Origin of the sequence: Microbacterium immunditiarum, assembly GCF_013409785.1 — a bacterium.
GTDB lineage: Bacteria > Actinomycetota > Actinomycetes > Actinomycetales > Microbacteriaceae > Microbacterium > Microbacterium immunditiarum.
Map to the genome: position 1 here is coordinate 1,824,952 of NZ_JACCBV010000001.1, position 24,048 is coordinate 1,848,999.

The window sequence follows — 24,048 nt, forward strand, 5'->3', positions numbered from 1 at the left end:
CGGTCGGACTGGGGGCCTTACGCGGCGTCGAAGAGCGACTCGGCGACCCGCTGCAGCTGGTGCCGACGGCCACTCGTCTGCAGCACGAGGGACTTCGCCCGCTGGGACCACAGATAGAGCTTGGACTCCTTCGCGTAGCCCATCCCGGCGTGGACCTGGTGCGCAGACAGGGTCGCGATCTCGGCGGCCTTGGCGGCGAGCACGACGGATGCGGCGACATCCCGCTCCGCGTCGAGGCCCTCGCTCAGCGTCCAGACCGCCCGGTTCGCGAGGTGTCCGGCGGCGCGCGTGGCGATCAGCATGTCTGCGACCCGGTGCTGGACCGCCTGGAAGGTTCCGATCGGCCGGCCGAACTGGTGGCGCGTCGTCACGTATTCCGCGGTGCGCTCGACGATCTGCTCGGCGATGCCCACCATCTCCTGCGCCCGCAGCGCGTCGAAGACGAGCATGGCGCGCGCGGCTGCGGCGCGACTGTCGCGTCGCGGGTCCTCGCCGAGCAGTCCGCTCGCGGGGACCGGGACGTCGGCGAGCGTCAGCCGCCCGTGGTCCTCTTCGCCGATGACGGTGGTCGTCTCGATGCTCAGCCCGGGTGCCTCGGCGGGGACGACGAAGTACTTCACGGTCGGCGCGCCCTCGCCCGCGACGAGGGCGGCGACGACGAAGACGCCGGCCGTGGAGATGTTCTCGACGAGGGTCTTCGTTCCGCCGAGGACCCAGCCGTCCGCGCTCGCCGATGCCGTGGTGGTGATCAGGTCGATGCGGCGGTCCACGCCCGGCTCGGCGATGGCCAGGGCGGCGGTCACCTCACCTGTGGTCAGCCGTCCGAGCCACTCCTCGCGCTGCGGGGTCGTGCCCAGCTGGTCGATGTGGAGCGCCGCGCCGATGGTCGAGCGGATCGCGGTGGGCACGACGGCGCGGCCGGCCTCACGGAAGACGATGCCGAGGTCGACGAGCGTGCCGCCGCTCCCGCCGACCTCCTCGTCGAGCCCGATGCCCAGCAAGCCGGTGCCCGCGACCTCGCCCATGAACCGGTCGGCGCGCGGGACGACCTCCCGCGGTGGCGACTCGGCGAGGATGTCCTGGTCGAAGGTGGCGAACACCTGCCGTGCGAGGTCGATCAGATCCCGCTCGTCCGACGAATATGAAAGGTCCATGTGCTCTCCTCCCCGATCACCGGCGCGGTGGGCGGGGAAGCCCCGCACCCCGCTGCGCGATGAGATCCCGCATCACCTCGTTCGCGCCGCCGACGAACTGCCAGAGTGGGGCGCCGCGGTACTCGTACTCGATCCATCCGTCCACCGGCGCCGTCGATCCCGACTCCTGACCGCGCAGTCCGAGCACATCCAGGCCGAAACGAGCGATCCGCGAGCGGAGCTCGGTGCTGACCACCTTCGACATCGTCGCGCTCACCGCCTCGAAGCTGCCGTTCGATCCATTCAGCGCCGCGTCGAAGTTCATGATCTCGAGGGCGGACAGCTCGGCCGCGAACTCGGCGACGGTCGTCCGCACGACGGGGTCCTCCGAGAGCAGGACGCCGTCGACACGCGTGCGCCGGAGTTCGGCGACGAGGTCGTCGAGGAGCCGTCGCACGCCTCCGGCCGACCCGAGGCCGCCGCGTTCGTTCTCGAGCGCCGCGGTGATGTAGGTCCAGCCCTTGTTGACCTCGCCCATCAGGTTCCGGCGCGGAACGCGCACATTGTCGAAGTGCGTGCTGTTCGTGCGGTGGTCGCCCCATGTCCAGATGGGGGCGACGCTGACTCCGGGGGCATCGATCGGGACGATGATGATGGAGATGCCGCGCGGCCCGCCCTCTCCCGTGCGCACCGCCAGCCACTCATGCGTCTGGTAGTGGGCGCCGCTGTTCCAGATCTTCTCGCCGTTGATCACCCACTCGTCGCCGTCGAGCACAGCGGAGGTCCGCAGCGACGCGAGGTCGGTTCCCGAGTTCGGCTCGGAGTACCCGAGGGCGAACCGGACGCTGCCCTCGCCGATGCCGGGAAGCCAGTCCTCGCGGTTGTCGTCGGTCCCGTGGGCGATGATGACGGGTGCCAGCGAGGTGATCGTCATATCCCAGCTCGGCGCGCGCCAGTACTCGAACTCGTCGAGGAGGATCATCCTCCGCACGGGATCGAGCTCGCTGCCGCCGTACGCCTTCGGCCAGGTGAGCCGATGCCATCCGCGCTCCTTGACGCGCGACCAGAACTCCGCGACCGCGGGGGAGCGCCCCTGAGGGTGCTTCTCGGTCTTCTCCGCGACGACCTCGGCGGTCAGATGCTCGGCCAGGAAGGCCCGAACCTCCTCCCGCCATCGGCGCTCATCGGCCGTGAGTTCGAACTCCATCGTTTGTTCCGTTCGCTGCCCTGCGGTACTGTGGTCTTGATTCGATACAATATATTATGTTTCCGAGCCTGTCCACTGCGCCCGGGCTCGTCCCTCAACGGAGAAGGAAGATCATGGAAGCAGCCCTCGGATTCCGCGGTTCCGCCTCGAACGGTGATCCTCTCTGCCGCCCGGAGGTTCTCGCCCAGGTCGAGAAGCGCGTGCTGTGGCTCGCGACGGCGATGGTGCACCACGCCAACAAGGTTCGGGAGACCGCGTCGGGCGTGAAGGTGGGCGGGCACCAGGCGTCGAGCGCTTCGATGGCCACCATCATGACCACACTTTGGCTCGAACAGCTCCAGAGCGGCGACCGCGTCTCGGTAAAGCCGCACGCGTCGCCGGTGCTGCACGCCATCAACTACCTTCTCGGCATCCTGGGGGAGGAGCACCTCACCACCCTCCGGGAGTTCGGCGGTCTGCAGAGCTACCCGAGCAGGCGCAAGGATCCCGACCCTGCCGACTATTCCACCGGATCCGTCGGCATCGGAGCCACGGCCCCGCTGTGGGGGGCCATCGCTCGCCGAGTCACGGAGGGCGTCACGGGGACCCCGTCGCGCGGCCGTCAGTATTCCCTCGTCGGGGACGCCGAACTCGATGAGGGTGCGATCTGGGAGGCCGTCCTCGATCCGTCGGTGCAGAGTCTTGGCGAGATCGTGTGGATCGTCGACCTGAACCGCCAGTCGCTCGACCGTGTCGTGCCGCACATCGCGGCCGGACGCATCCACGGCCTCTTCGAGGCGGCCGGCTGGCAGGTGATCACCGTCCGGTTCGGGCGCCTCCTGGAATCGCTCATGGCCCGGCCCGGGGGCGAGGCGCTCCGGCGCCGCATCATCGACATGCCGAATCCGGAGTACCAGCGACTCCTTCGCTGCGAGGTCGACGAGCTGCGCCGGCGCCTGCCTGGTGAGGGTGCCGACGGCGAGGCGATCCGCGCGCTCATCGCCGAGGTGGACGACGCGACACTGCACGCGGCGATCCGCAACCTGGGCGGACACGACATCGACGCGCTCCGCGAGGCGTACGCGCAGATCGACGACTCGCGACCCACGGCGATCATCGCCTACACGATCAAGGGCTACGGCCTGCCGACGGAGGGACACCCGCAGAACCACTCCTCGCTGCTGACCGAGGAGCAGTTCCAGCAGCTCGCGGACTCGCTCGCGGAGGACCCCTCAGTCCCGTGGCGCCGATTCGACGAGGGCACCGAGGCGAACGAGCTGTGCGTGCGGGCGGCCGCGCGGCTGCGGCGCGACCCGGTCCCGCCGGTGTCGCCGCCGCCGGTGCCGCTCGACCTGGGCCGCACCCCGACCGGAACGGGGACCACGCAGGCCGCGATCGGACGCGCGCTGCTTGACCTGACCCGCGTCGCGCCCGAGGTCGCGCGACTGGTCGTGACGGTCAGCCCCGACGTCAGCTCCAGCACGAACCTCGCGGGATGGATCAACAAGGTCGGCGTGTGGAGCATCGAGGAACGCCGCAACTGGTTCGACGATGACGGCGAGACCCTCCTCCACTGGCGCGAGCGTCCGACGGGGCAGCACATCGAGCTCGGCATCGCGGAGGTCAACCTCGTCGGTCTGCTCGGGGAGCTCGGGACGACGTGGAGCCGGTGGGGGCAGACGCTCTTCCCGATCGGCACGATCTACGACCCGTTCGTCGAGCGCGCTCTCGAGCCCTGGTCGTTCGGGATGTACGCGGGCGGGCAGTCGATCCTCGTCGGAACGCCGTCCGGCGTGACGCTGGCACCGGAGGGCGGCGCGCATCAGTCGATCAAGACGCCGTCGATCGGTCTCGAGCAGCCGGAGTGCGTCAGCTACGAGCCCGCGTTCGTGGTCGATGCCGAGTGGGCGCTGCTGGCCAGCATGAACCAGCTGGGCCGCCCGGGCGGGAAGTCGGCGTACCTGCGCCTGTCCACCCGCCCCATCGACCAGAAGCTGGCATCCATCCCGGATGACGCGGCCGCCCGCGAGCGCCGTCGCCGCCAGGTCGTCGCCGGCGCGTACGTCCTTCGTCCGGAGCCGGCCCCGGACGTGCAGATCGTCGCGATGGGCGCGCTCGTTCCCGAGGCTCTCCAGGCGGCGGCCCGCCTGTCGCTTCAGGGCGTGCGCGCCGAGGTCGTGTGCGCGACCAGCCCCGGTCTGCTCTACGAGGCGCTGCAGGCGCGGCGCGGGAGCGGCGACGGCTCGTCGTGGATCCTCGATCAGGTGTTCCCCGCGTCGAAGGCCGTGCCGCAGGTCACGATCCTCGACGGGCATCCGCACACGCTCGCGTTCATCGCGACGATCAACAGCGTCGCGTCGCGCAACCTCGGCGTCTCGCAGTTCGGGCAGTCCGGTGACGTCGACGACGTCTACCGGGCGCACGGGATCGATGTCGACAGCATCATCCGGTCCGCGCTGGACCTGACGGAGGCGGATGCCGGTTCGCGCTGACCTCGAACCGGCTAACCACCGGTGACGGAGGTCGCGAACGCGGCATCCGTCACGAGCCTGGGTGTTCGGCCGTGACGATGGTGCGAGAGGGAGTCACCGCACCCGTCACGCGCTGATCGTGCAGGTCGCTCGGCAGCTCGTCGACGAACTCGGAGTCGAAGATCACCGCGTACACGGGAGGGCAGCGCTCCATCGACCCGATCGTCTTGTCGAAGAACCCGCGGCCCCAGCCGAGGCGCATGCCCGTCCTGTCGACGGCCGCCGCCGGGATGATCATGAGGTCGACGTCGTTGACCGCGATCGGCCCGAGCAGCTCGCCGACCGGCTCGGGCTGGCCGAAGAGGCCCTCCGCGATGTCGAACTCGGGCTCGGCGACGGTCCAGTCCAACAGACCGTCCTTGCGGGTGATGGGAAGCAGGACACGGATGCCACGCGCGACCGCGCCACCCACGAACTCACGCGTGCCCGGCTCGATGCTCGTCGACAGGAAGCACGATATGGATCGGGCGCCGTGGCGCTCGACCAGGGCGTCGAGCTGCTCGCGGATGCCGGCCGCGGCCTCCCGCCGCCCCTGCTCGGAGCGCATGCTGCGCCGTTCGCGCAGCTCCGCCCGCAGGGCGCGCTTGGCATCGGCGATCGCGTCGGACATGCGTCGATTCTAGGCGGGCGCGGTTGGCCGACCGGCGCATATCACACCCGCGCGTCCCGCGCTCCGCGCCGCGGAGCGCGGCATCCGCCCTCTAGACTCAGGGGATGCCGCACTTGCCGTTCAAGGCCGTCATCCCTGCCGCAGGACTCGGAACCCGCTTCCTCCCCGCGACGAAGGCGATGCCGAAAGAGATGCTCCCTGTCGTCGACAAGCCCGCGATCCAGTACGTGGTCGAGGAGGCGGCGCAGGCCGGCATCGACGACATCCTCGTCATCATCGGACGCAACAAGAACGCGATCTCGAACCACTTCGACTCGGTGCCCGAGCTCGAAGACAAGCTGAAGGACAAGGGCGACACCGAGCGCCTGCGCCGCGTGCTGGAGTCGAGCGACCTCGCCGATATCCACTTCGTGCGCCAGGGCGAGCCCAAGGGCCTCGGGCACGCGGTGCTGCGTGCGCAGGCGCACGTGGGCGAGCACTCGTTCGCGGTGCTCCTGGGCGACGACCTCATCGACGAGCGCGATGTGCTGCTCGAGACGATGCTCGCCGAGCACGAGCGCACGGGCGCCGCGATCATCGCGCTCATGGAGGTCGACCCCGACCATGTCGAGGCGTACGGCGTCGCATCCGTCGAGCAGACCGACACGGACGGCATCGTCAAGGTGACCGGCCTCGTCGAGAAGCCGAAGAAGGAAGAGGCGCCGTCGAACCTCGTGATCATCGGGCGGTACGTGCTCGCGCCGAGCGTGTTCGAGATCCTCGAGCGCACCGAGCCGGGCAAGGGCGGCGAGATCCAGCTCACCGACGCACTCCAGGAGCTCGCCGCGGATCCCGATGGGCCGGGCGTCTACGGCGTGATTTTCCGGGGGCGCAGATACGACACCGGCGATAGGGTGGATTACATCAAGGCGATCGTCCAGCTCGCCGCTGATCGCGATGACCTCGGCCCGGCGCTGCGCCCGTGGTTCAAGGAATTCGCGGCACGGCTGTAGCGCGGGGGACCGCCGGATGGGCCTGCGTCCGAGGGAGGTCTCGTGGATCTGACCGCTCCTCGCGAGCACGGGCCGGTGTCGATCCGACTCGTGAAGCAGCGCGACGCGCGCGTGCTGCAGCAGGAGCTGCTGTCGAACCGCGCATGGCTGCGGCCGTGGGAGGCGACCAGCCCTGACGGTCCGGTGTCGTTCGACATGAGGCTCGGCATCCGTCGTCTCCTCCAGCAGTACCGCGACGGACTCGGTGTTCCGTTCGTCATGGAGTACGACGGCGAGATCGCCGGCCAGCTCAACGTGTGGGGGATCGCGCGCGGGTCGCTCGCGTCGGCGACGATCGGGTATTGGGTGAGCGAGCGGTTCGCAGGCCGCAACATCACGCCGACCGCGGTCGCGATGGCGACCGACGTGTGCTTCCGCGAGCTGAACCTGCACCGCATGGAGATCTGCATCCGCCCCGAGAACCGCGCGAGCCTGCGGGTGGTCGAGAAGCTCGGCTTCCGCTACGAGGGGCTCCGCCGCCGCTACATCCACATCGATGGGGACTGGCGCGACCACTACTGCTTCGCGCTCGTTCGCGAGGAGGTCCCCGAGGGCGTGCTCGAGCGCTGGGTCACGGGGCGCGCGCCGCAGGACGCGGCATCCGTTCCTCCGTCCGACCGCCTGCACGCGTAAGTCGCGGGACGGCCGCGTGGGCGACACGCGAACGGATGCCCCGGACCGCGCCCCGCACTCGCTTACCGTTGACGGCATGGGCGGGCAGGTGCTGGGCGGTGGGGTGATCGTCGCCGTGACGGTCCTGCTGTGGCTCGTCTACCTCCTGCCGTCGTGGCACAGCCGTCGTCAGTACGACGCGGCCGAGCGCAACGCGGTGCGGCTCAACCAAGCGCTGCGCGTGCTCGCCGAGACGGCGGAGACGCCCGAAGAGGTGCGGCTCGAGCTCAACACGCGGACGGCGCTCGCGCAGCAGCGGCTCGCGCGTCGCGCGATCGCCGAGCGAGAGCACGCAGCCCTCGAACAGTCGCGGATCGAGCTCGAGCAGGCTCGCGCCGAGCGGGCGACCGCCCGGCGCTCGCCGCACGCGCGTCGTGCTCGCGCGCGGCGCCGCATGCGGCTCGCGACCACGACGGTGGGGCTCGCCGCGCTCGGCTTCGCCGGCTGGGGAGCGTGGGAGGTCGTGACAACCGGCGCGCAGCTGCTCCTGTGGTCTTCGGTGGCCGTGGCCGTGCTGTGCGCGCTGATGCTCGTGCGCCTTTCGCGCGTCGCCGCTCGTGCGGCTGCGAGGGCGGAGAAGGCGGATGCCGCGACCCGCGCACCCGTGACCGTGCAGGACGTCGCACTCGAGCCCGACCGGGCGTGGCAGCCGCGCGAGCTTCCTCGGCCGCTCACGGCCTCGGCGGGGTCTCGAGCCGCGGCCGTGCTCGAGGCGGAGGAGGCGCGCGAAGCGCGACGTCGCGCGGCCCTCGACGAGGCGATCCGCGCGCGGGCGGAGGCTCAGGCGCCTCCCTCGATCGACCGCGCGCGTCAGGCTCGCGAGGCTCGTCCTGCCGCCGCGGGCACGCCGGACTTCGCGCGCATGGGCTACGTCGACGACGCCGAGATCGAGGCGCATGTGCGGCGCCTGCTCGCGCGTCGCGCGGCGGGGGAGTAGCGGCGAGAACGGTCCTCGGGTGGTCCGGACGGCTCGTCGAGCCGTGCTAATCTATCTGAGGTTCACGGGCCTGTGGCGCAGTTGGTAGCGCGTCTCGTTCGCAATGAGAAGGTCAGGGGTTCGAATCCCCTCAGGTCCACAGAACGCCTCAGCCCCCGGCTCGTCCGGGGGCTGAGTCGTTCTACGAGCACTGTGATTCGAACCCCTGGGTGGGCCCACGCCGCAGAGGCTCCGCGCGACGCGCAGCGGCGCGTGGAGGGGCGGTGGGGACGAATCCCCTCAGGTCCACTGAGGCGTCCTATCGCCACGTGATTCGCGTCAGAGCTCCGCGACCCGCGGCACGACCTCGGTCGCGAGCCGCTCGACCCACTCGAGCTGGCGGTCGGGCCGGACACTGAGCACGACGAGGTCGATTCCGAGGTCGCGGAGCCGCTTCACCTGGTCGAGCCAGCCCGGGGCATCCGGATTCAGCCGACCCGCGAGCGCCTGCTTCTCGATCGCGTCGTAATCTGTGCCGACGTCATCGCAATGCCGTCTCAGCACGTCCAGCAGCTCGGCGACCTCCTCCGGGTCGGCGGAGGTGAAGTTGACGATCTGGGCGAACTGCGCGGCGAGTCGCAGGGTCTTGCGCTTGCCCTTGCCTCCGATCATGATCGGCGGATGCGGCGACGCCACCGGCTGCGGACTGTTGAGCGTCTGCGCGAGGCGGTAGTGGCGGCCCTCGAAGGGGCCGTCATCGTCGCCCCACATCTGCTTCGCGATCCGGAGCGTCTCCTCGAGGCGCTCGAAGCGGTCCGCGATCGGCGGGAACGGAACGCCCAGCGCCGCATGCTCGCGCTCGTACCACGCGGCGCCGATGCCGAAGAACGACCGGCCGCTGCTCAGCACGTCGAGGGTCGTGGCGGTCTTCGCGAGCAGACCGGGGTGGCGGTACGTCACGCCCACGACGAGGGGGCCGATGCGCAGGCGCGACGTGTGGGCGGCGACGAACCCGAGTGTCGTGTACGCCTCGAGCATCGGCTGTGCCGCGTCGCCCGTCGCATCCATCTGGAACCAGTGGTCCATGACGGTGAACTGATCGAACCCGCCGTCCTCGGCGACCTTCGCTGTCGCGACGATGTCCTCGGCGATCGCGGCTTCTCCGCCGGGCGTCGTGTAGTTCCAGTAGTGGATTCCTGTGCGCATGGTCACAGGGTAGGGGCGCCGGAAGGGGGTGGGGGCCGGCGTCAGCCGATCAGTCCCGGCAGGGCATCCGCGCCCATTCCGTAGCTGATGCGCACGCACGGCAGCGCGAGCTTGTCGGAGCCGATGCGCACGTAACCCTGCTCGATCGTGCGCGCGAGCTCGAAGCCCGCTTGTCGCACTCCCTGCTTCGCGGTCTCGTTGTAATGCCCGAACGGATAGGCGACGACCTCCTTCGCGCCGAGGACCGCGGCGGATGCCTCGAGGTCGGCCGCGATGTCGGCGGCGGCCCAGTTGACCATCTGGCCGTCGCCGTTCGCCCCCGGCTGGTGCATGTCGTGCGTGTGCGAGCGGCGCAGCACGTACTTCGACGGGGGCGGGTCCTGCCGGTGCGCGGTGATCATGAACGATGTCGTGAGCACCTTGTACTTGTCGACGATCGGCACGGCGAGATCGAACCACGTCTGGTCGGCGGCGTCGTCGGTCACGATGAGGGAGTGGTTCGGCAGGAAGAGCCTGCCGTCGATGAACGCCGAAAGCTCGTCCCACGTCGGGAAGTAGAAGCCGTCCTGGGCGATGTACGCCATGTGCGCCTCGAAGTCGCCGATGTACACGTGATTGCCGCGCGTCCAGCCGCTCTCGCCTTCCGGCTTGGCGGTGAACTGGTGGTACATCATGATCGGGATGCGCGCGTTCTCGGCGGCGTTCGCCTCGGGCGTCGTCCACGCGCCGTAGAGGGTCAGCTGCCTCTCGGTGCATGCGACCTCTCGTGAGCCGTTCATGCGGGCGGGGACCGCGTAGGCGGCGGCATCCGCCAGCGTGGCGTACCACCCCGCGAACACGAGGCCCTCGCGCTGCGGGATCGGCAGCCTGTCGAACAGGCTGCCTTCGCTCTGGAGGATCGGGGGGAGGTCGACCTCTTCGCCCTCGAACGACACGACGCATGCGGCCGGGTCGTCGGTCGCCGCGAGAAGCGCCTGAACCAGCGTCGGGGGAGTCTCGGCGGGCGGCTCGTCGCCCGCCGTCGGCGTCGCACTCGGGCCGATCGGTGCAGGCGTCTGCGGCGACGAGGAGGACCCTGAGCCGAGCGCGGCCATCGCTCCGGCGAGCCCGACGATGACGCCGATCACGGCCACGGCCGCGACGGAAGGCGCGACATGGCGCCGGCGCGCGGTGGCACCAGCGCGCGTCGATCTCGCGGACCGGCCCATCACCTTCCCAGAGGGTCGTTCGCCGCGGCCCCAGTTCCGCGACGTCAGCGGGATTCTAGCGTGGAGCGCAAGCCTTGCGGGGATCCGACACACAAGTGCAAGAAGACGACGAAAATGCGAGAGAAGGTGATGAAGTGCTTGATAACACGGGATGCCCGCCCTAGATTTGCCGCAATCGGGCATCCCTCACCCCACGAGAAACGAGTCGACGATGACGCGTCCCCTCCCCGCCGTCGCCGCGCTGGCCGCGGCATCCGTCACCCTCGCCATGCTGGCCGCAGCGCCCGTGGCAACCGCCGCACCGCCGTGGTCGACGCCACCGCCCGACCCGATCGTCACGCGGGCCGGGCTCGACCCCGCGCTCACCGAGGGACGCGGGGCGGGCGTGCCGTTCCTCGAGCAGGAGGCCGAGAACGCGCGCACGAACGGCACGGTGCTCGATGCGGGTCGCGACGCGTACACGGTGGCGGGCGAGGCATCCGGCCGTTCCGCGGTCAGTCTCGCACCCGGTCAGTGGGTCGAGTTCACGCTCCCGGCACCGACGAACGCGATCACGGTGCGGTACAGCATTCCGGATGCCGCGCAGGGAGGCGGCATCACGGCGCCGTTGCGCATCACGACGAAGAACAAGCCGTACACGCTCACGATGACGTCGCAGTATGCGTACCTCTACAACCAGTATCCCTTCACGAACGACCCGAACGCGGGGCTGCTGCATCCGGACTGGTGGATCACCGAGTGCTCGTGCGTGCCGCAGTTCGACCTGCCGGACTTCGAACCCGCGAAGCCGTTCCGGCCGATGAAGTTCTTCGACGAGGAGCGCGTGCTCTTCGACAAGACGTATCAGGCGGGCGACACGATCCGGCTCACCGCGCCCCACGGGGTCGAGGCGACGGTCATCGACCTCGTCGACACCGAGCTCGTCGGCCCGCCGGTCCAGGTGCGCGAAGCGGAGAACGTGCTCGAGTACGGAGCCGACAAGCACGGCCGCAGAGACTCCGCTCCGGCGATCGAGAAGGCGATCGCCGCGGCGCAGAAGAGCGGGCTGCCCGTGTACCTCCCGACGGGCACGTACCGCGTCGACCGCCACATCATCGTGGATGACGTGACGATCGTCGGCGCCGGCCACTGGTACACGAAGGTCAAGGGTCGCGAGGTCGCCCTCTCGAAGCCTGCGCCCGACGGCTCGGTGCACAACGGCGTCGGGTTCTACGGCAAGGACGCCGCCGACGGCGGCAGCCGCGACGTGCACATCTCGGGTCTCGCGATCGAGGGCGATGTGCGCGAGCGCATCGACACAGACCAGGTGAACGGCATCGGCGGCGCGTTCAGCGACTCGACCTTCCGCGACCTGCACATCCAGCACACCAAGGTGGGAATCTGGCTCGACGGACCGATGTCGAACGTGACGATCGATCACGCCATCATCGTCGACCAGATCGCGGATGCCGTGAACTTCCACCGCGGCGTCACAGACTCGCGCGTGGTGAACACGTTCGTCCGCAACACCGGCGACGACGGCCTCGCGATGTGGGCCGAGACGGACCAGAACGCGGGCAACGTGTTCGAGCGAAACACCGTGCAGTCGCCGACGCTCGCGAACGGCATCGCGATCTACGGCGGGCGGGACAACACCGTCGCACGCAATCTCGTCGCCGACCCGGTGCGCGAGGGGAGCGGCCTGCACGCGGGCGCCCGGTTCGGCGCGCAGCCGTTCGAGGGCGCGCTGGGCTTCACCGACAACACGACCGTGCGCGCGGGCGGATTCGAGCTCAACTGGAGGATAGGCCTCGGATCGCTGTGGATCTACGCGCTCGACCGGTCGATCGACGGCGCGATCCGCGTCACCGGCGACCACTACCTCGACTCGACCTACAACGCGATCATGATGGTGTCGGAGTGGGCGGTCCGAAACGACGTCGCGATCACGGATGTCGCTTTCGAAGACGTGCGCGTCGACGGCACCGGCACGTCGGTGCTCAGCGCGCGGGTCGCCGGCGGCGCGTCGTTCGAGAACGTCGACGCGCGAGGCGTCGGCGCGGTCGGGATCAACAACTGCGGGTCGTTCAACTTCCCGCCGACGGGGAGCGAGTTCACCGTGGCCGATCTCGGCGGCAATGACGGCGGCGGCACGACAGGCGCGTGGATGGCTGAGTGGGAGCTGCCGAACACGATCACGTGCGACGACCGCCCACCGGTGGTCGCACCGCCGCCCCCGTCGCCGTGGGCTCAGCCGTAATCGCCTCGCGCTGAGGCATGAAGGAAGGCGGATGCCGCGGCCTGCCTGGCTCGCGGCATCCGCCTTCTCTCGTCGGTCAGCCCGTGAGCTCGTGCAGGAGGAAGGCGCACAAGAAGCCGATCGTGGCCCACAACCCGGTCAGCCCGCGTTGCTGGGCGAACGCCTCGGGGATCATCGTGTTGCAGAGCATGGCGAGCAGGCCGCCCGCGGCGACCGTCGTGATCACGGCGATGAGGCTCACCGGGGCGGCCTGGAACACCGCGAAGCCGGCCACCGACGCCACGATCGTCACGACGGCGATGCCACACCACAGCAGCGCGACCGCCCGACCGCTTGAGCCGCCTCGCTTGAGCGCCGCAGTCGACCCGAGACCCTCCGGGAAGTTGCTGATCGCGATCGCGGCGACGATCGGAATGCTGATGCCGCCCTGCAGGACGGAGAGCCCCATCACGATCGACTCGGGGATACCGTCGATGAGCGCCCCGATCGCGATGGCGACGCCCGTGCCGCCGGCCAAGCGCGCGCCTCGCCGCACCGCGATGTTCTTCGGGGCGACCGTCGGCGGTGCCGGAGGGGGAACGCTCGTGCGCTTCCTGGGGCGCGTGACGAGCCAGTCGGCGACGATGTACAGGATCGCACCGCCGAGGAATCCGATGGATACGGGGATCAACCCGCCCGCTTCAGCGGCCTCCTCGACGAGCTCGAACGCGAGGGTCGAGATGAGCACCCCCGCGCCGAGCGCCATGATCCCCGCGACCAGGCGCTGCGGAATGTCGACGAACCACGCCAACCCGGCGCCGACCAGCAGGGTGCCCCCGGCGATAAGCCCGCTCAGCGCCGCGAGCCAGAGTCCGTCCATGGCGTCAACCTAGCGCGGAGCGGCGTCTGGTCGCGGCAGCGCGCGCAACCGGCGCACGCGGGGACAGCCCCGGTGCGCCGGTTCGCGAGTAAGCGCGTCAGTGCGCGAGCGCGGGCTTGCGACCGCCGTCGGCGAGACGCTGCGCGGCGAGACCCTCGGCCGCCTCGAGCGGCGACACGCCACGCGACTCCGCCTCGTCGAAGACGCGGCGCACGGTGTCCCCGATGGCCGCGACGCGGTCCATGACCTCGGCCTTCGTGCCGAGCTGCTTCGCCACGAGGTCGAGGTAGATCACGCCGCCGGCGTTCACGACGAAGTCGGGGGCGTAGAGGATCCCGCGCGACGCTAGCCGGTCGGCCCCCGCACGCTCGGCGAGCGGGTTGTTCGCAGGACCGCACACCGCCTTCGCGTCCAGCGCGTCGATCACGTCGTTATTGAGCACGCCGCCGATGCCCGCCGGCACGAACACGTCCGCGGGGACGAGGTGCTCGGTGCCGGGCTCGGCCCAGTCGACGCCGAGGTCTGCGGCGAGGTCGCGCTTGGCGGGGTTGACGTCGGTCACCGTCAGCACGGCGCCTTCCGCCGCGAGTCGAACGGCGAGCCGGCTGCCGACCTGGCCCAGTCCCGAGATGGTGATGCGGCGGTCGTGGACCTCTCTCGAGCCGGTGACCCGCTCGAGCGTCGCCCGGATCGCCTCGTACACGCCGATGCTCGTGGGGCCGGCCGGCTCGCCCGAGCCGCCGACGGCGTCGGGGAGGCCCACCACGTGCTCGGTGCGCTCGCTCACGACGAGCATGTCCTCGGTCGTCGAGCCGACGTCCTCCGCCGTGCGGTACAGGCCGTGGAAGGACTCGACCGCGTCGCCGAGATCGCGGAACGCCGCGCGGCGGCGCTCCGCGTCGAGCTGCGTTCCGGGCGGAAGCGCGATCACGGACTTGCCGCCACCGGCGTCGAGGCCTGCCGCCGCGTTCTTGAGCGTCATCGCCTCCGACAGGCGAAGCGCGTCACCGAGACCGTCGCTCCAGTTCGGGTACGTCCACAGGCGGGCGCCGCCGAGGGCGGAGCCGAGCACCGATGAGTGCAGCGCGACGATGATCACCAGACCGCTTCGACGACCCGTGATCACCTCCACGCGTTCGTGGTCGAAACGGGGCAGGGGCAGGGTGTGCGTCATCGCGATCCTCTTCCGGCGGGCCTTGTGGGCTGTGCGCTGCGAACGCCGCCTCTTCGCGGCATCCGCAACCATTGCACCACCACGCGGCGGACTGTTCAACCGTTCGCGCGGCGAGTGAGCAGATCGCTCAAGCGGATCGGTTCGCGGCGACCCAGCGATTGCAGGATGCGTCAAGAGACCGGATGCTCCGCCGATACCCTCAGCGGGTGACGACAGCGCCACCCTCGCGCGGAGCGGCCCGCGGGCGCGGATAGTCTGAGCGGGTGACCGCTCACCTGCCTACTCGAAGCCGTCTCGTCCACGACTCTCTGCGTGCCGTCGGCATCACCGGCGACATCGTGGTGCTTCCGGATGCCGCGTCCACCGCTCCGCTCGCGGCTGCGGCGCTCGGGGTCGAGGTCGGCGCGATCGCGAACAGCCTCGTGTTCTGGAGCGACGGCGAGCCGCTGCTCGTCATGACGAGCGGCGCCCACCGCGTCGACACCGCCGCCCTCGCGGAGCGACTCGGACGCACGTCGATCAAGCGTGCGACGCCCGAGCAGGTGCGCGAGGCGACGGGACAGGCCATCGGGGGAGTGGCGCCGACGGGGCATCCGTCGCCGCTCACGACCATCGTCGACGAGGATCTCGCCCCGTACCCCGAGATCTGGGCCGCCGGCGGAACGCCGCACACGGTCTTCCCGCTCACGTTCGACGAGCTCGTGCGTCTCACGAACGGCACGGTCGCGAAGGTCGACTGACGCCTCCGGGCCACCTCGCCCACATACGCCGAGATCGCGCGAACGACGGTTCCCGCGACGGGAGACCCGTGATTCGCGCAATCCCGGGGGAGGCAGGCTCAGCGAGCGGGCGCGCGGACGATCTCCGCGCACGCGATCGCCGCGGCCGCCGACCACGCCTGCGGGCGGCACGCGGCCGGGTAGGGCATCGGCACGGACGTCTGCCACGCGGGGTCGCCCGCGTGCAGCTCCGGCACGCGGTAGGCGAACCCCTCGGCCGCGGCGACGAGTCCTCGGACGACGTCGCGTGCCGCATCCGTCAACCCCGCTCGGTGCAGGCTCCACGCGATGATCGCGGTGTCGTGCGTCCACACGCTGCCGCCGTGGTACGACAGGGGCCAGTAGCCGGCGGCTCCCGTCGACATGGTGCGGATGCCGAAGCCCGACGACATCGACTCTGCGAGCAGGAGCTCGGCGACCGCGCGCTCTTCGTCGGGGTCGAGGATCCCGGTGCCCACGAGGTGGCCGATGTTGCTCGTGAGCGTGTCGACCGGGCGCTTGTCGCGGTCGAGCGCGATCGCCGGATACCGCCCCTCGGGGGTGTCGACCCAGTACGACTCGCGGAACCGCGAGCGCAGGTTCGACGCCCACTCGCGCAGCGCCGACGGCGAGAGCGCCCCCTCGCCCTCGCCGAACGCCTCGAGGAGGTCGGCGCCGGCGATCGCCGCCTCGTACGCGTAGCCCTGCACCTCGCACAGCGCGATCGGACCGCGCGCGAGCGTGCCGTCGCGCCACTGGATCGAGTCGCCCGAGTCCTTCCACCCCTGGTTCGCGAGGCCCCGCCCGGTGCGGTCGATGTAGTCGATGAAGCCGTCGCCGTCGCTGTCGCCGAACTCCACGAGCCACTGCAGCGCACCGCGCAGCGCGGGGATGAGCGCGTGCACCTCGGACTCCGGCATGCCCGCACGCCACGCGTCCGCGAGCAGGCAGACCCACAGCGGGGTGGCGTCGACGCTGCCGTAGTACAGCGGCGGGAGCGTCACGCCCTCGTTCGGCAGCTCGAGCGCCGACGAGCGCAGCTCGTGGAGGATCTTGCCCGGCTCCTGGGCGGTCGCGAGGTCGACTTCGGTGCCCTGCATCCGCGCGAGTACGCGCAGCGTCGACGCTGCGATCCCGACGTCGACGGGCAGCGCGAGCCGGGCCGTCCACAGGGAGTCGCGCCCGAAGAGCGTGAAGAACCACGGCGCGCCGGCCGCGAAGAACTCGTCGTCGGCGTCGCCGCTCGCCGTCAGCCGCAGCGCGTCGAGGTCACCGAGCGCTCTGTCGAGCCATCGGTCGAGACGCGTGTCGCCCGTCGGTCCGCGCCGCCCATCCGCGGGAGGCCACGCACCGGCCGCTCCGTGGACGACCGAGGCGTCATCGTGCAGGGCGAGGGTGAACGACACGGATGCCGCACCGTGCGGCTCGATGACGACGGGCCACTCCGCCGTGGCGGCGCCCGACACGGCGGTGACCTCGGCGCCGGGTGCCGAGAGGATGAACGACCGGCCGTCGTGGGTGACCGTGGCCGTGGCATCCGGCTCATTCGTCGTGATCTCAGCCGCCTGCGCGACCGCGAGACCCGCCTTCACGTCGTGGAGGGCGGCGAAGTCCGGCGCGATCGCGAGCGTGAGTGTCGTCTCGACCGGATGCGGCAGGCCCGACTCCACCGTCCAGGTCTCCGTCACACGCCCGGGTTCGACGTGGCGGTCGCGCACGAGCCGCAGTCGCGGGTCGGGCATCGGGTCGTCGAGCCCGCGCAGCAGTCCGCCGAACACGACACGCGACGGTCCGTCGGGCGCGACCGAGATCCACTCGATGCGCGAGTCCCGGCAGCTCGCGGTCATCGAGCGGATGTGGCGCACATCGCCGTGGTAGACGCCGTCGATCGTCTGCGCGCCGAGGTCGCCCTCGCGCCCCGACCACACCTGTGTCGGTGCCCGCAGCGCGATGACCGCGTCATCGAGGAGCGGCTGCAGCGCGACGGCGTTCGTTCCTGCGGTCATTCCTTGACGGCTCCTTCGCTGACGTTCATGATGCGCCGCTGGAAGATGAAGAACATCACCGCGACCGGGATGGTCATGATCACCGCCGCCGCGAGCTTCAGCGGGTACTGCGAGCCCTGGCTCAGCTGGCCGGATGCGAGGGCCGCGACGCCCTTCGTGAGAGTCGTGAGCTCGGGCGACTGAGTAGCGACGATGAAGTGGTTCAGCTCGTTCCACGACCCCTGGAACGACAGGATGATGATCGTGATGAGCGCGGGCCGTGCCATCGGCAGAACCACCGACCAGAACACGCGGAACGTGCCGGCTCCGTCGATCCGCGCCTGCTCCTCGACCGAGACCGGGATCGACTCGAAGAAGTTCTTCATGATGAACACGCCGGCGGCGTCGACGAGCAGCGGCAGGATCATGCCCGCGTACGAGTCGTAGATGCCGAGCTGGTTGATCACGAGGAACTTCGGGATGAGCAGCACGACCGCGGGCACGGCCATGACGGCGACGACCGCGGCGAACACGATCCCGCGTCCGCGGAAGTGCAGGCGCGCGAGCGCATAGCCGGCGAGCGAGCAGAAGAACACGCGACCGAGCGTCACGAAGACCGTCACGATCGCCGAGTTCGCGAACCACAGCGGGAAGTCGCTCCGCAGGAAGAGTCGCTCGTACGCAGCGAATGTGAACGTCTGCGGGATGAGCGAGATCGGGTCGCTCGCCGCCTCGGACTCCGTCTTGAACGACGTCGCGACCTGAACGAGGAACGGATAGATGTAGATCAGCGCGATCGCGATGAGCACGGCGTAGAGCACGAACTGCCACGCGAGGGGCGCGTGCACCCAGCGCTGCCGAGTCGGACGCGGTTGACGCAGCGGCTCTTCGGTGAGCACCCGCGCCTCGGTGAGGGTCGTGCCGGTCATCGCTTCGCCTCCTTCGGTTGAGACGGCTGGTACTGGCGAGCGCGGCGTCTCGACACCGGCCGCTCGCGCAGCGCCCAGCGCTGGAAGAGCGTGAAGACGACGATGATCGCGAAGAGGATGAAGGCGATCGCGGCGCCCTGCCCCCAGTCTTGACCGAGGAATGCGGACGAGTACGACAGGTACGCGGGCGTGAGCGTCGTCTTTCCGGGGCCGCCCTGCGTGCCGGTGTAGATCTGGTCGAACACCTGCCAGCACCCGATGAGGCCGAGGGTGAGCACCGTGAACAGCGTCGGACGCAGCTGCGGCAGCGTCACGCGCCAGAACCGCTGCCACGCGTTCGCGCCGTCGACCATCGCGGCTTCCTGCACGTCGCCGCTGAGGTTCTGCAGCGCCGCGATGAACAGCAGCATGAACGTGCCGCTCGTGGTGAAGACGGCCATGATGATGAAGGCCGTCATCGCGACCGACGGGCCCGCGAGCCAGTTCCACCACGACAGCCCGAGGAAGTCGTTCTCGGTCAGAGCGGGTGGTCCGGTCGTGACGCCGAAGGCCGCGAGGGCGTTGTGGACGATCCCATTCGGGTCCTGGAACCAGTTCGGCCCGTTGATGCCGATCCACGAGAGCACCTCGTTGACGACTCCGGTCGCCGAGAACAGGAACAGCCACAGCACCGTGATGGCGACCGAGCTTGTCACCGAGGGGAAGTAGAACGCGGTGCGGAAGATGCCGCGCCCGCGCAGGATGGCGCGGTTCACCAGCATCGCGAGGAACAGCGACAGCGCCGTCTGCAGTGGCACGACCAGCAGCACGTACCATGCGTTGTTGCGCAGGGAGATGCCGAAGTCCCGCGTGGGCAGTCCGCCGCCGGTCGTGATGGACGCGTAGTTGTCGAGGCCCACGAAGCGGACGTTCGCCGACAGGGGGCTTCCCCGGCCCGACCAGTCCGAGAAGCTCACCCACAGCGCCATGAGCACCGGCGCGAGCAGGAAGATCCCCAGGATCAGGATGACGGGCAGGGTGAAGACCCAGCCGGCGAGCGCCTCCCCGCGCCGGATACCCCGGCCGGAGCCTCCTTCGCGGGGAGGCGCTGCGACGGTGGTCGTCATGGGTCAGCCCACGACCGCTTCGGTGTTCTCCTGCACGGTGTCGAGGATCTGCTGCGGGTCGCCCGCCTTGAGCCCCTCGAGCTGCGCGTTGAAGTCGGTGATGACCGCGGCGATGCCGTCATTGGTCGGCACGCCCTTCGCGTAGTCCGCACCGGCGAGGAACGCGGCCAGGTCGGGGTTGTCAGCGGTCCACTGCTCGGCTGCCGACTGCGCGGACGGCATCGGCCCGAAGGCCTCCGAGAAGGCGAGCTGCTGCTCGGCGCTGGTCAGGTACTCGACCAGGTCGAGCGCCGCCTGCTGGTTCGGGCTGTCGGCTGCCATCCCCCAGCAGTTCGTGAACTGCATCGTGCCCTGCCCGGCGGGTCCCGCCGGGAGCTCGGCGACGACGTAGTCGACGTCGGGGAAGTCGTTCGTCATGGCGCCCTGGATCCAGTTGCCCTCGATCGTCATCGCGGACAGCTGCTTGCCGAACGCCTCGCCGCCCCAGCCTGCGCCGAGGTCGGACGAGTAGGCGAAGTTGCCCGCCGCCATCTGCTCCTGGACGTAGGTGAGCGCCTCGACGTTCTCGGGGCTGTTCGCCACCGCCTCGGTGCCGTCGTCACTGACGAGCTGACCGCCGGCCTGAGCCATGAAGGCGCCCAGGCGCTGGTACTCGGGACCGAACGCGAGGCCGGTCACTCCATCCTTCGTGAGCGTGGCGGCGACGGTGGCGAGGTCGTCCCACGTCGCGGGGATGTCGGCGTCGGTGAGGCCGGCCGCATCCCACAGGCCCTGGTTGATGATCAGCTGCAGCGTCGAGAAGTCCTTCGGCGCGCAGTAGAACTCGTCCTCGAACGTGAAGTTCTGCACGAGCGACGGGTAGAAGTCGTCCTTGTTCGACAGCAGGTCGCCGTAGGCCTTCAGCGAGCCGTTGCCGGCGTAGCCGGCCAGCGCCTCGGTCGCGAGGTAGAAGAGGTCGGGCGGCGAGCCGGCCGCGAATCCCTGGGACAGCTGCTGGGGCAGGTCGTTCGCGACCTGGACGGTTGCATCGATGCCGGACTCCTCGGACCAGGCTGCGACCGCCTCGGTGACGGCGTCGGTCTCGGCGTCGCCCGACGAGCCGATGAGGATCGTGAGGGCGTCCTCGGACGAGGTGAGCTCGGAGGCGTCGCCTCCGCCCGCACCGCCGTCGTCGAATCCGGAGCCGCACGCCGTGAGTGCGAGGGCGCCGGTCACCAGGAGCGCACCGGTCCCGAGGATCGCGCGTGTCTTGTGCCGTGTCATGGTCTCTTCTCCTTTGAATGAGCTTCTCGGTGCGTGATGGGGCCTATTGATCGTTCAAATTCCGTGACAGACTTTGAACGATCAAAGAATTCACCAAGGCCCACGGTAGGAACGTGATCGCGCTCCTGTCAAGGGGCGGACGGGGACCGTAGGATAACGATTTGAACGATCCGACCACTGGGGAGACGCGGATGACGAAGGCGCCGACCGTCGAGGACGTCGCCACGGCGGCCGGCGTCTCGCGCCAGACCGTGTCGAACGTGATCAACACGCCCGACATCGTGCGCGCCGAGACGCGGGACCGCGTGCGGCGTGCGATCGAGACGCTCGGGTACCGGCCGCACGCGGCGGCGCGCCGCCTGCGCACGCGACGCAGCTCGACGATCGGCATCCACCTCGACCCTTACGCCGGAGGGATCTCCGGTGTGGTGCTCGACCGCTTCGTGCACGCGTTGACCGAGCGCGCGAGCGACCGCGGCATGCGGATCCAGCTCTACGCGGCGAGCAGCCCGGCCGACGAGATCGAGCGGATGCAGGAGCTCACCGAGGGCGGAGAGATCGACGCCGTCGTGATCACCGGCACCTTCCACGGCGACCCCCGCACCCGGTGGCTCGCCGAGCGCGGCATCCCCTTCGTCTCGTTCGGCAGGCCGTGGGGCGAGGACGACGTCGCCGACCCCGCGCACCTGTGGGTCGACGTCGACGGAGCGGCGGGCACGGGCGCGGCGACGCGTCACCTGCTCGCCACCGCGGGCACGCACATCGCGTTCCTCGGTTGGCCATCGGGCTCCGGAACGGGCGATGACCGGGAGCGTGGGTGGCGAGAGGCGATGAGCGCGGCGCGCGCGACCGGCCCGCGGCTCACGAGCGAAGAGAGCGTCAGCGAGGCGCGGGCGACGGTCGCGCGCGTGCTCGAGTCGCGCGCGGAGATCGACGCGATCGTGTGCGTGAGCGACTCTCTCGCGATCGGCGCGCACCTCGCCGCCACTGCCGCCGGGCGGCCGCACCTGCCCGTCACGGGCTTCGACAACACGCCCGCGGCCGAGGCGCTCGCGCTGACGAGCGTGGAGCAGCTGCCGGAGCACGTCGCGGCGGGGGCGCTGGAGCTGCTCATGGGCCCGACGGGGAGCGTCGTCGCCCCTCGGCGCACGGCGGCCGGCGAGGCCCACGTGCTCGTCGAGCCGAGGCTCATCGTGCGCTGACCCGAGTCGTCGGGCCCGCGGCGCCGGCCCGGCCCGATTCAGTGCCGCGCCGGCACCGGGAAGCGCAGCGTCGCCGCGACCGGCGACCCGTCGATCGACTCCTCCTTGCGGATCGCGCGCACCTTGCCTCCAGCGCGCAGCACGCGCGTGACGAGCTCGTCCACCACGTCGTAGCCCTCGCGACCGCCGACGCCCGCGGGCTCCACCTTGCCGTACTCGTCCACGCGCCCATGCACGTCGGCGTCGAGATCGAAGCGCAGCTCGTCGATGGCATCCGACGCCGCCGCGACCGCGACGTCGCGCAGCCGCGTGGTCGCGAGGCCCTGCGCCCGCAGATTGCCGAACCGCTCGCGCCACTCGCGCAGGTCGGCGGTCCGCCGCCGCTCGAGGATCTCGCGCGCGATGTGCTCGAGCCGCTCGCGCGTGAGCGAGTCGGGGTGCTCGTGCACGACGTCGTCGAGCAGGCAGTCGTGCGTGTTCACCGCGCTATACGCGGGGTCGAGGTCGTCGCTCGCGACGAGGATGAGGGGGACTCCGCGGGGCAGGACCTTGACGACCTCGTCCTGCACGACGCGGCAGAAGCGCTCGCGCTCGACGCGGTCGCCGGTGGCACCGTGCGCGCGGCGCCGGTCGAACGTGCCGTCGGTCGTCGTCCGCTCCAGCATGAGCCGGTGGTCGTCGGGGAGGGAGATCGGATGCTCCGCCAGCCGCCCCTCGTCGTCCAGTTCGGCGAGCGTGGCGCCTTGCTGCGACAGCTTCAGGACGAAGCCCCGCAGCGGGAAGGACCCCGCCCGGATGAGCCCGGAGACGTCGAAGCGATCCGACACCACGACCCGGTCGGTGAGGCGGTTCGCCACCCGGAACGCGTGGAGCACGCCCGGGGCGGCCAGGAGAACGATCGAGCGGGACTGCCGCGTCCAGAACTCGTCGTCGCCGATCACGGACCGCAGACGGCCGACGACGTCATGCCGCGCGCCGTGCGGCAGGTCGAGCTTCTCGAGCTGCCGTGCGGCGTCGTCGATCGCGTCGCGCAGGGCGATGCGGATGCGTTCGTGGTCCTGAGGGACCGGAGACGACGCGAGGCTGATCGACACGCTCGCCGCGTCCCGGTGCTCCGTGAGGGAGATGAGCTGGTCTCGGTCCGGAATGTCTACAGGGAGCATGGAGCCACGATAGGTGCGCTCGATGATCCCCGCACCGGGGGTTGCGGATGCGGCGCGATCGGCCTATCGCCCGGCCGTCAGCGACCGCCGATGCGGTGCGACAGCTCCAGGGCGGCGTCGCCCGCCAGTCCGGCGACACGGTCGGCATCCGTATCGGAGTCATCGGGCCACGTCACGGCGATCGCGGCAGCCGGCCAGCCCGCGTGGTCGCGCACCGCGACCCCCACCGAGCGCAGTCCGAGGGTCACCTCGCCGTCCTCGACGGCGTGGCCGCGAGCGCGCACCTCGCGCAGGATCTCGCGGAGCTCGCGCGGACTCGCGGGACCGCGACCTGTGCGGTCGGCGAAGGCCGAGGCATCCGGATACAGCGCCCGAACCTGCTCGCGGGGGAGCGCGGCCAGCATCGCGCGACCGGTCGCCGTGAGGTGGGCGGGCAGCCGCACGCCGACATCGGTCACGAGGGCGGGGCGGCGCGGAGCGCGCTCCTCGACGATGTACAGGACGTCGCGGCCGGTCATCACCGCGAGGTGCGCGCTTTCGCCCGCGCGGTCGGCGAGCGCCGCGACGATCGGGCGGCCCAGGCGCGCGAGCGGCTGCTGGCGCGCGTAGCCGCCAGCGAGCTCGAACGCCGCGGTGCCGAGGCCCCATCGCCGTTCGGTGGGGACGTGCACGACGAAGCCGTGCGCGGCGAGCGTGCGCAGCAGGTGGTACACGGTCGAGCGGGGGATCCCGAGCTGCGTCGCGATCGCATGGGCGGCTGCGGGCCCGCGCTGGCGCGCGAGGAACGACAGGATTCGAAGCGTATGATCGGCAGCCGGCACTTGCGCTTTGTCTGGGATCACAGACACAGGATGCCACGAACCGCTGTCGCGCGCCC

20 protein-coding genes and 1 tRNA gene are annotated in these 24,048 nt (G+C 70.4%); 8 read left to right on the forward strand and 13 right to left on the reverse strand.

Going from position 1 to position 24,048, the window contains the following annotated elements:
* Positions 1 to 17: 17 nt before the first annotated feature.
* Together BJ991_RS08425 and BJ991_RS08430 are read right to left on the reverse strand one after the other, a co-directional pair.
* The gene (locus BJ991_RS08425) at positions 18 to 1,154 is read right to left on the reverse strand and encodes an acyl-CoA dehydrogenase family protein (protein ID WP_179489144.1); all 1,137 of its coding nucleotides are present in this window, start codon (positions 1,152 to 1,154) and stop codon (positions 18 to 20) included.
* A 16-nt stretch (positions 1,155 to 1,170) separates the two neighbouring features.
* Positions 1,171 to 2,340: an acyl-CoA dehydrogenase family protein gene (locus tag BJ991_RS08430; protein ID WP_179489145.1), complete on the reverse strand. Its 1,170-nt coding sequence runs from the start codon at positions 2,338 to 2,340 to the stop codon at positions 1,171 to 1,173.
* A gap of 113 nt (positions 2,341 to 2,453) precedes the next feature.
* Between BJ991_RS08430 and BJ991_RS08435 the strand changes: the two genes are divergently transcribed.
* Positions 2,454 to 4,811, forward strand: a complete 2,358-nt coding sequence (locus tag BJ991_RS08435) for a transketolase-like TK C-terminal-containing protein (protein ID WP_179489146.1) — start codon at positions 2,454 to 2,456, stop codon at positions 4,809 to 4,811.
* Between the two features lie 49 nt (positions 4,812 to 4,860).
* On the opposite strand, the gene BJ991_RS08440 is transcribed toward BJ991_RS08435, so the two are convergent.
* Positions 4,861 to 5,460, reverse strand: a complete 600-nt coding sequence (locus tag BJ991_RS08440; RefSeq protein ID WP_179489147.1) for a 5-formyltetrahydrofolate cyclo-ligase — start codon at positions 5,458 to 5,460, stop codon at positions 4,861 to 4,863.
* A gap of 104 nt (positions 5,461 to 5,564) precedes the next feature.
* Between BJ991_RS08440 and galU the strand changes: the two genes are divergently transcribed.
* The 4 genes from galU to BJ991_RS08460 all read left to right on the forward strand — a co-directional run bounded on the left by galU (position 5,565) and on the right by BJ991_RS08460 (position 8,239).
* Positions 5,565 to 6,452, forward strand: coding sequence for a UTP--glucose-1-phosphate uridylyltransferase GalU (gene galU, locus BJ991_RS08445; RefSeq protein WP_179489148.1), 888 nt, complete (start codon positions 5,565 to 5,567; stop codon positions 6,450 to 6,452).
* A 42-nt stretch (positions 6,453 to 6,494) separates the two neighbouring features.
* Positions 6,495 to 7,124: a GNAT family N-acetyltransferase gene (locus BJ991_RS08450; RefSeq protein WP_179489149.1), complete on the forward strand. Its 630-nt coding sequence runs from the start codon at positions 6,495 to 6,497 to the stop codon at positions 7,122 to 7,124.
* Positions 7,125 to 7,140: 16 nt separating this feature from the next.
* Complete coding sequence (locus BJ991_RS08455) at positions 7,141 to 8,100, forward strand: large exoprotein (RefSeq protein WP_343048689.1); 960 nt, start codon at positions 7,141 to 7,143, stop codon at positions 8,098 to 8,100.
* A gap of 66 nt (positions 8,101 to 8,166) precedes the next feature.
* A tRNA-Ala gene (locus BJ991_RS08460) sits at positions 8,167 to 8,239 on the forward strand.
* 179 nt (positions 8,240 to 8,418) lie between these two features.
* On the opposite strand, the gene BJ991_RS08465 is transcribed toward BJ991_RS08460, so the two are convergent.
* Together BJ991_RS08465 and BJ991_RS08470 are read right to left on the reverse strand one after the other, a co-directional pair.
* Entirely contained in the window at positions 8,419 to 9,285 is an 867-nt protein-coding gene (locus BJ991_RS08465) for an LLM class F420-dependent oxidoreductase (protein WP_179489151.1), read from the reverse strand.
* A 41-nt stretch (positions 9,286 to 9,326) separates the two neighbouring features.
* Positions 9,327 to 10,418: a polysaccharide deacetylase family protein gene (locus BJ991_RS08470; RefSeq protein WP_343048690.1), complete on the reverse strand. Its 1,092-nt coding sequence runs from the start codon at positions 10,416 to 10,418 to the stop codon at positions 9,327 to 9,329.
* A 286-nt stretch (positions 10,419 to 10,704) separates the two neighbouring features.
* Here BJ991_RS08470 and BJ991_RS08475 point away from each other — a divergent pair, with 286 nt between their 5' ends.
* Entirely contained in the window at positions 10,705 to 12,732 is a 2,028-nt protein-coding gene (locus BJ991_RS08475) for a glycosyl hydrolase family 28-related protein (protein ID WP_179489155.1), read from the forward strand.
* Positions 12,733 to 12,808: 76 nt separating this feature from the next.
* Here BJ991_RS08475 and BJ991_RS08480 read toward each other — a convergent pair whose 3' ends face one another.
* A complete protein-coding gene (locus BJ991_RS08480) occupies positions 12,809 to 13,591 on the reverse strand; it encodes a ZIP family metal transporter (RefSeq protein WP_179489157.1) in 783 nt (260 codons plus the stop codon).
* Between the two features lie 97 nt (positions 13,592 to 13,688).
* Positions 13,689 to 14,765 carry a Glu/Leu/Phe/Val dehydrogenase family protein gene (locus BJ991_RS08485; RefSeq protein WP_179489159.1) on the reverse strand — a complete coding sequence of 359 codons (1,077 nt, stop codon included), beginning with the start codon at positions 14,763 to 14,765 and terminating at the stop codon, positions 13,689 to 13,691.
* A 263-nt stretch (positions 14,766 to 15,028) separates the two neighbouring features.
* Here BJ991_RS08485 and BJ991_RS08490 point away from each other — a divergent pair, with 263 nt between their 5' ends.
* Positions 15,029 to 15,505 carry a YbaK/EbsC family protein gene (locus BJ991_RS08490; protein WP_179489161.1) on the forward strand — a complete coding sequence of 159 codons (477 nt, stop codon included), beginning with the start codon at positions 15,029 to 15,031 and terminating at the stop codon, positions 15,503 to 15,505.
* 98 nt (positions 15,506 to 15,603) lie between these two features.
* Here BJ991_RS08490 and BJ991_RS08495 read toward each other — a convergent pair whose 3' ends face one another.
* From BJ991_RS08495 to BJ991_RS08510, 4 genes are read right to left on the reverse strand one after another with little or no spacing between them, the layout of a single operon-like run.
* Complete coding sequence (locus tag BJ991_RS08495) at positions 15,604 to 17,529, reverse strand: glycogen debranching N-terminal domain-containing protein (RefSeq protein WP_179489162.1); 1,926 nt, start codon at positions 17,527 to 17,529, stop codon at positions 15,604 to 15,606.
* A complete protein-coding gene (locus BJ991_RS08500) occupies positions 17,526 to 18,437 on the reverse strand; it encodes a carbohydrate ABC transporter permease (RefSeq protein ID WP_179489163.1) in 912 nt (303 codons plus the stop codon). The genes BJ991_RS08495 and BJ991_RS08500 overlap by 4 nt, the downstream gene beginning before the upstream one ends.
* Complete coding sequence (locus tag BJ991_RS08505; RefSeq protein ID WP_179489164.1) at positions 18,434 to 19,543, reverse strand: carbohydrate ABC transporter permease; 1,110 nt, start codon at positions 19,541 to 19,543, stop codon at positions 18,434 to 18,436. Before BJ991_RS08505 ends, BJ991_RS08500 begins: the two co-directional genes overlap by 4 nt.
* Positions 19,544 to 19,546: 3 nt before the next feature.
* Positions 19,547 to 20,806 carry a sugar ABC transporter substrate-binding protein gene (locus tag BJ991_RS08510; RefSeq protein ID WP_179489165.1) on the reverse strand — a complete coding sequence of 420 codons (1,260 nt, stop codon included), beginning with the start codon at positions 20,804 to 20,806 and terminating at the stop codon, positions 19,547 to 19,549.
* A gap of 191 nt (positions 20,807 to 20,997) precedes the next feature.
* Here BJ991_RS08510 and BJ991_RS08515 point away from each other — a divergent pair, with 191 nt between their 5' ends.
* Positions 20,998 to 22,008 (forward strand): LacI family DNA-binding transcriptional regulator, encoded by a 1,011-nt coding sequence (locus BJ991_RS08515; protein ID WP_179489166.1) that lies wholly within the window; start codon positions 20,998 to 21,000, stop codon positions 22,006 to 22,008.
* A 38-nt stretch (positions 22,009 to 22,046) separates the two neighbouring features.
* Here the strand turns inward: BJ991_RS08515 and BJ991_RS08520 are convergent, their stop codons facing one another.
* Positions 22,047 to 23,171, reverse strand: a complete 1,125-nt coding sequence (locus BJ991_RS08520; protein ID WP_179489167.1) for a baeRF11 domain-containing protein — start codon at positions 23,169 to 23,171, stop codon at positions 22,047 to 22,049.
* A 77-nt stretch (positions 23,172 to 23,248) separates the two neighbouring features.
* The gene (locus tag BJ991_RS08525) at positions 23,249 to 23,992 is read right to left on the reverse strand and encodes an IclR family transcriptional regulator domain-containing protein (RefSeq protein WP_179489169.1); all 744 of its coding nucleotides are present in this window, start codon (positions 23,990 to 23,992) and stop codon (positions 23,249 to 23,251) included.
* Positions 23,993 to 24,048: the final 56 nt, after the last annotated feature.

Bases quoted from the DNA above. Each gene is read 5' to 3' on its own strand.
- BJ991_RS08505 (WP_179489164.1), bottom strand. From the start codon at position 19,543: ATGACGACCACCGTCGCAGCGCCTCCCCGCGAAGGAGGCTCCGGCCGG.
- BJ991_RS08475 (WP_179489155.1), top strand. From the start codon at position 10,705: ATGACGCGTCCCCTCCCCGCCGTCGCCGCGCTGGCCGCGGCATCCGTC.
- BJ991_RS08465 (WP_179489151.1), bottom strand. From the start codon at position 9,285: ATGCGCACAGGAATCCACTACTGGAACTACACGACGCCCGGCGGAGAA.
- BJ991_RS08435 (WP_179489146.1), top strand. From the start codon at position 2,454: ATGGAAGCAGCCCTCGGATTCCGCGGTTCCGCCTCGAACGGTGATCCT.
- BJ991_RS08500 (WP_179489163.1), bottom strand. From the start codon at position 18,437: ATGACCGGCACGACCCTCACCGAGGCGCGGGTGCTCACCGAAGAGCCG.
- BJ991_RS08480 (WP_179489157.1), bottom strand. From the start codon at position 13,591: ATGGACGGACTCTGGCTCGCGGCGCTGAGCGGGCTTATCGCCGGGGGC.
- BJ991_RS08510 (WP_179489165.1), bottom strand. From the start codon at position 20,806: ATGACACGGCACAAGACACGCGCGATCCTCGGGACCGGTGCGCTCCTG.
- galU (WP_179489148.1), top strand. From the start codon at position 5,565: ATGCCGCACTTGCCGTTCAAGGCCGTCATCCCTGCCGCAGGACTCGGA.
- BJ991_RS08430 (WP_179489145.1), bottom strand. From the start codon at position 2,340: ATGGAGTTCGAACTCACGGCCGATGAGCGCCGATGGCGGGAGGAGGTT.
- BJ991_RS08515 (WP_179489166.1), top strand. From the start codon at position 20,998: ATGACGAAGGCGCCGACCGTCGAGGACGTCGCCACGGCGGCCGGCGTC.
- BJ991_RS08520 (WP_179489167.1), bottom strand. From the start codon at position 23,171: ATGCTCCCTGTAGACATTCCGGACCGAGACCAGCTCATCTCCCTCACG.
- BJ991_RS08440 (WP_179489147.1), bottom strand. From the start codon at position 5,460: ATGTCCGACGCGATCGCCGATGCCAAGCGCGCCCTGCGGGCGGAGCTG.
- BJ991_RS08495 (WP_179489162.1), bottom strand. From the start codon at position 17,529: ATGACCGCAGGAACGAACGCCGTCGCGCTGCAGCCGCTCCTCGATGAC.
- BJ991_RS08425 (WP_179489144.1), bottom strand. From the start codon at position 1,154: ATGGACCTTTCATATTCGTCGGACGAGCGGGATCTGATCGACCTCGCA.
- BJ991_RS08485 (WP_179489159.1), bottom strand. From the start codon at position 14,765: ATGACGCACACCCTGCCCCTGCCCCGTTTCGACCACGAACGCGTGGAG.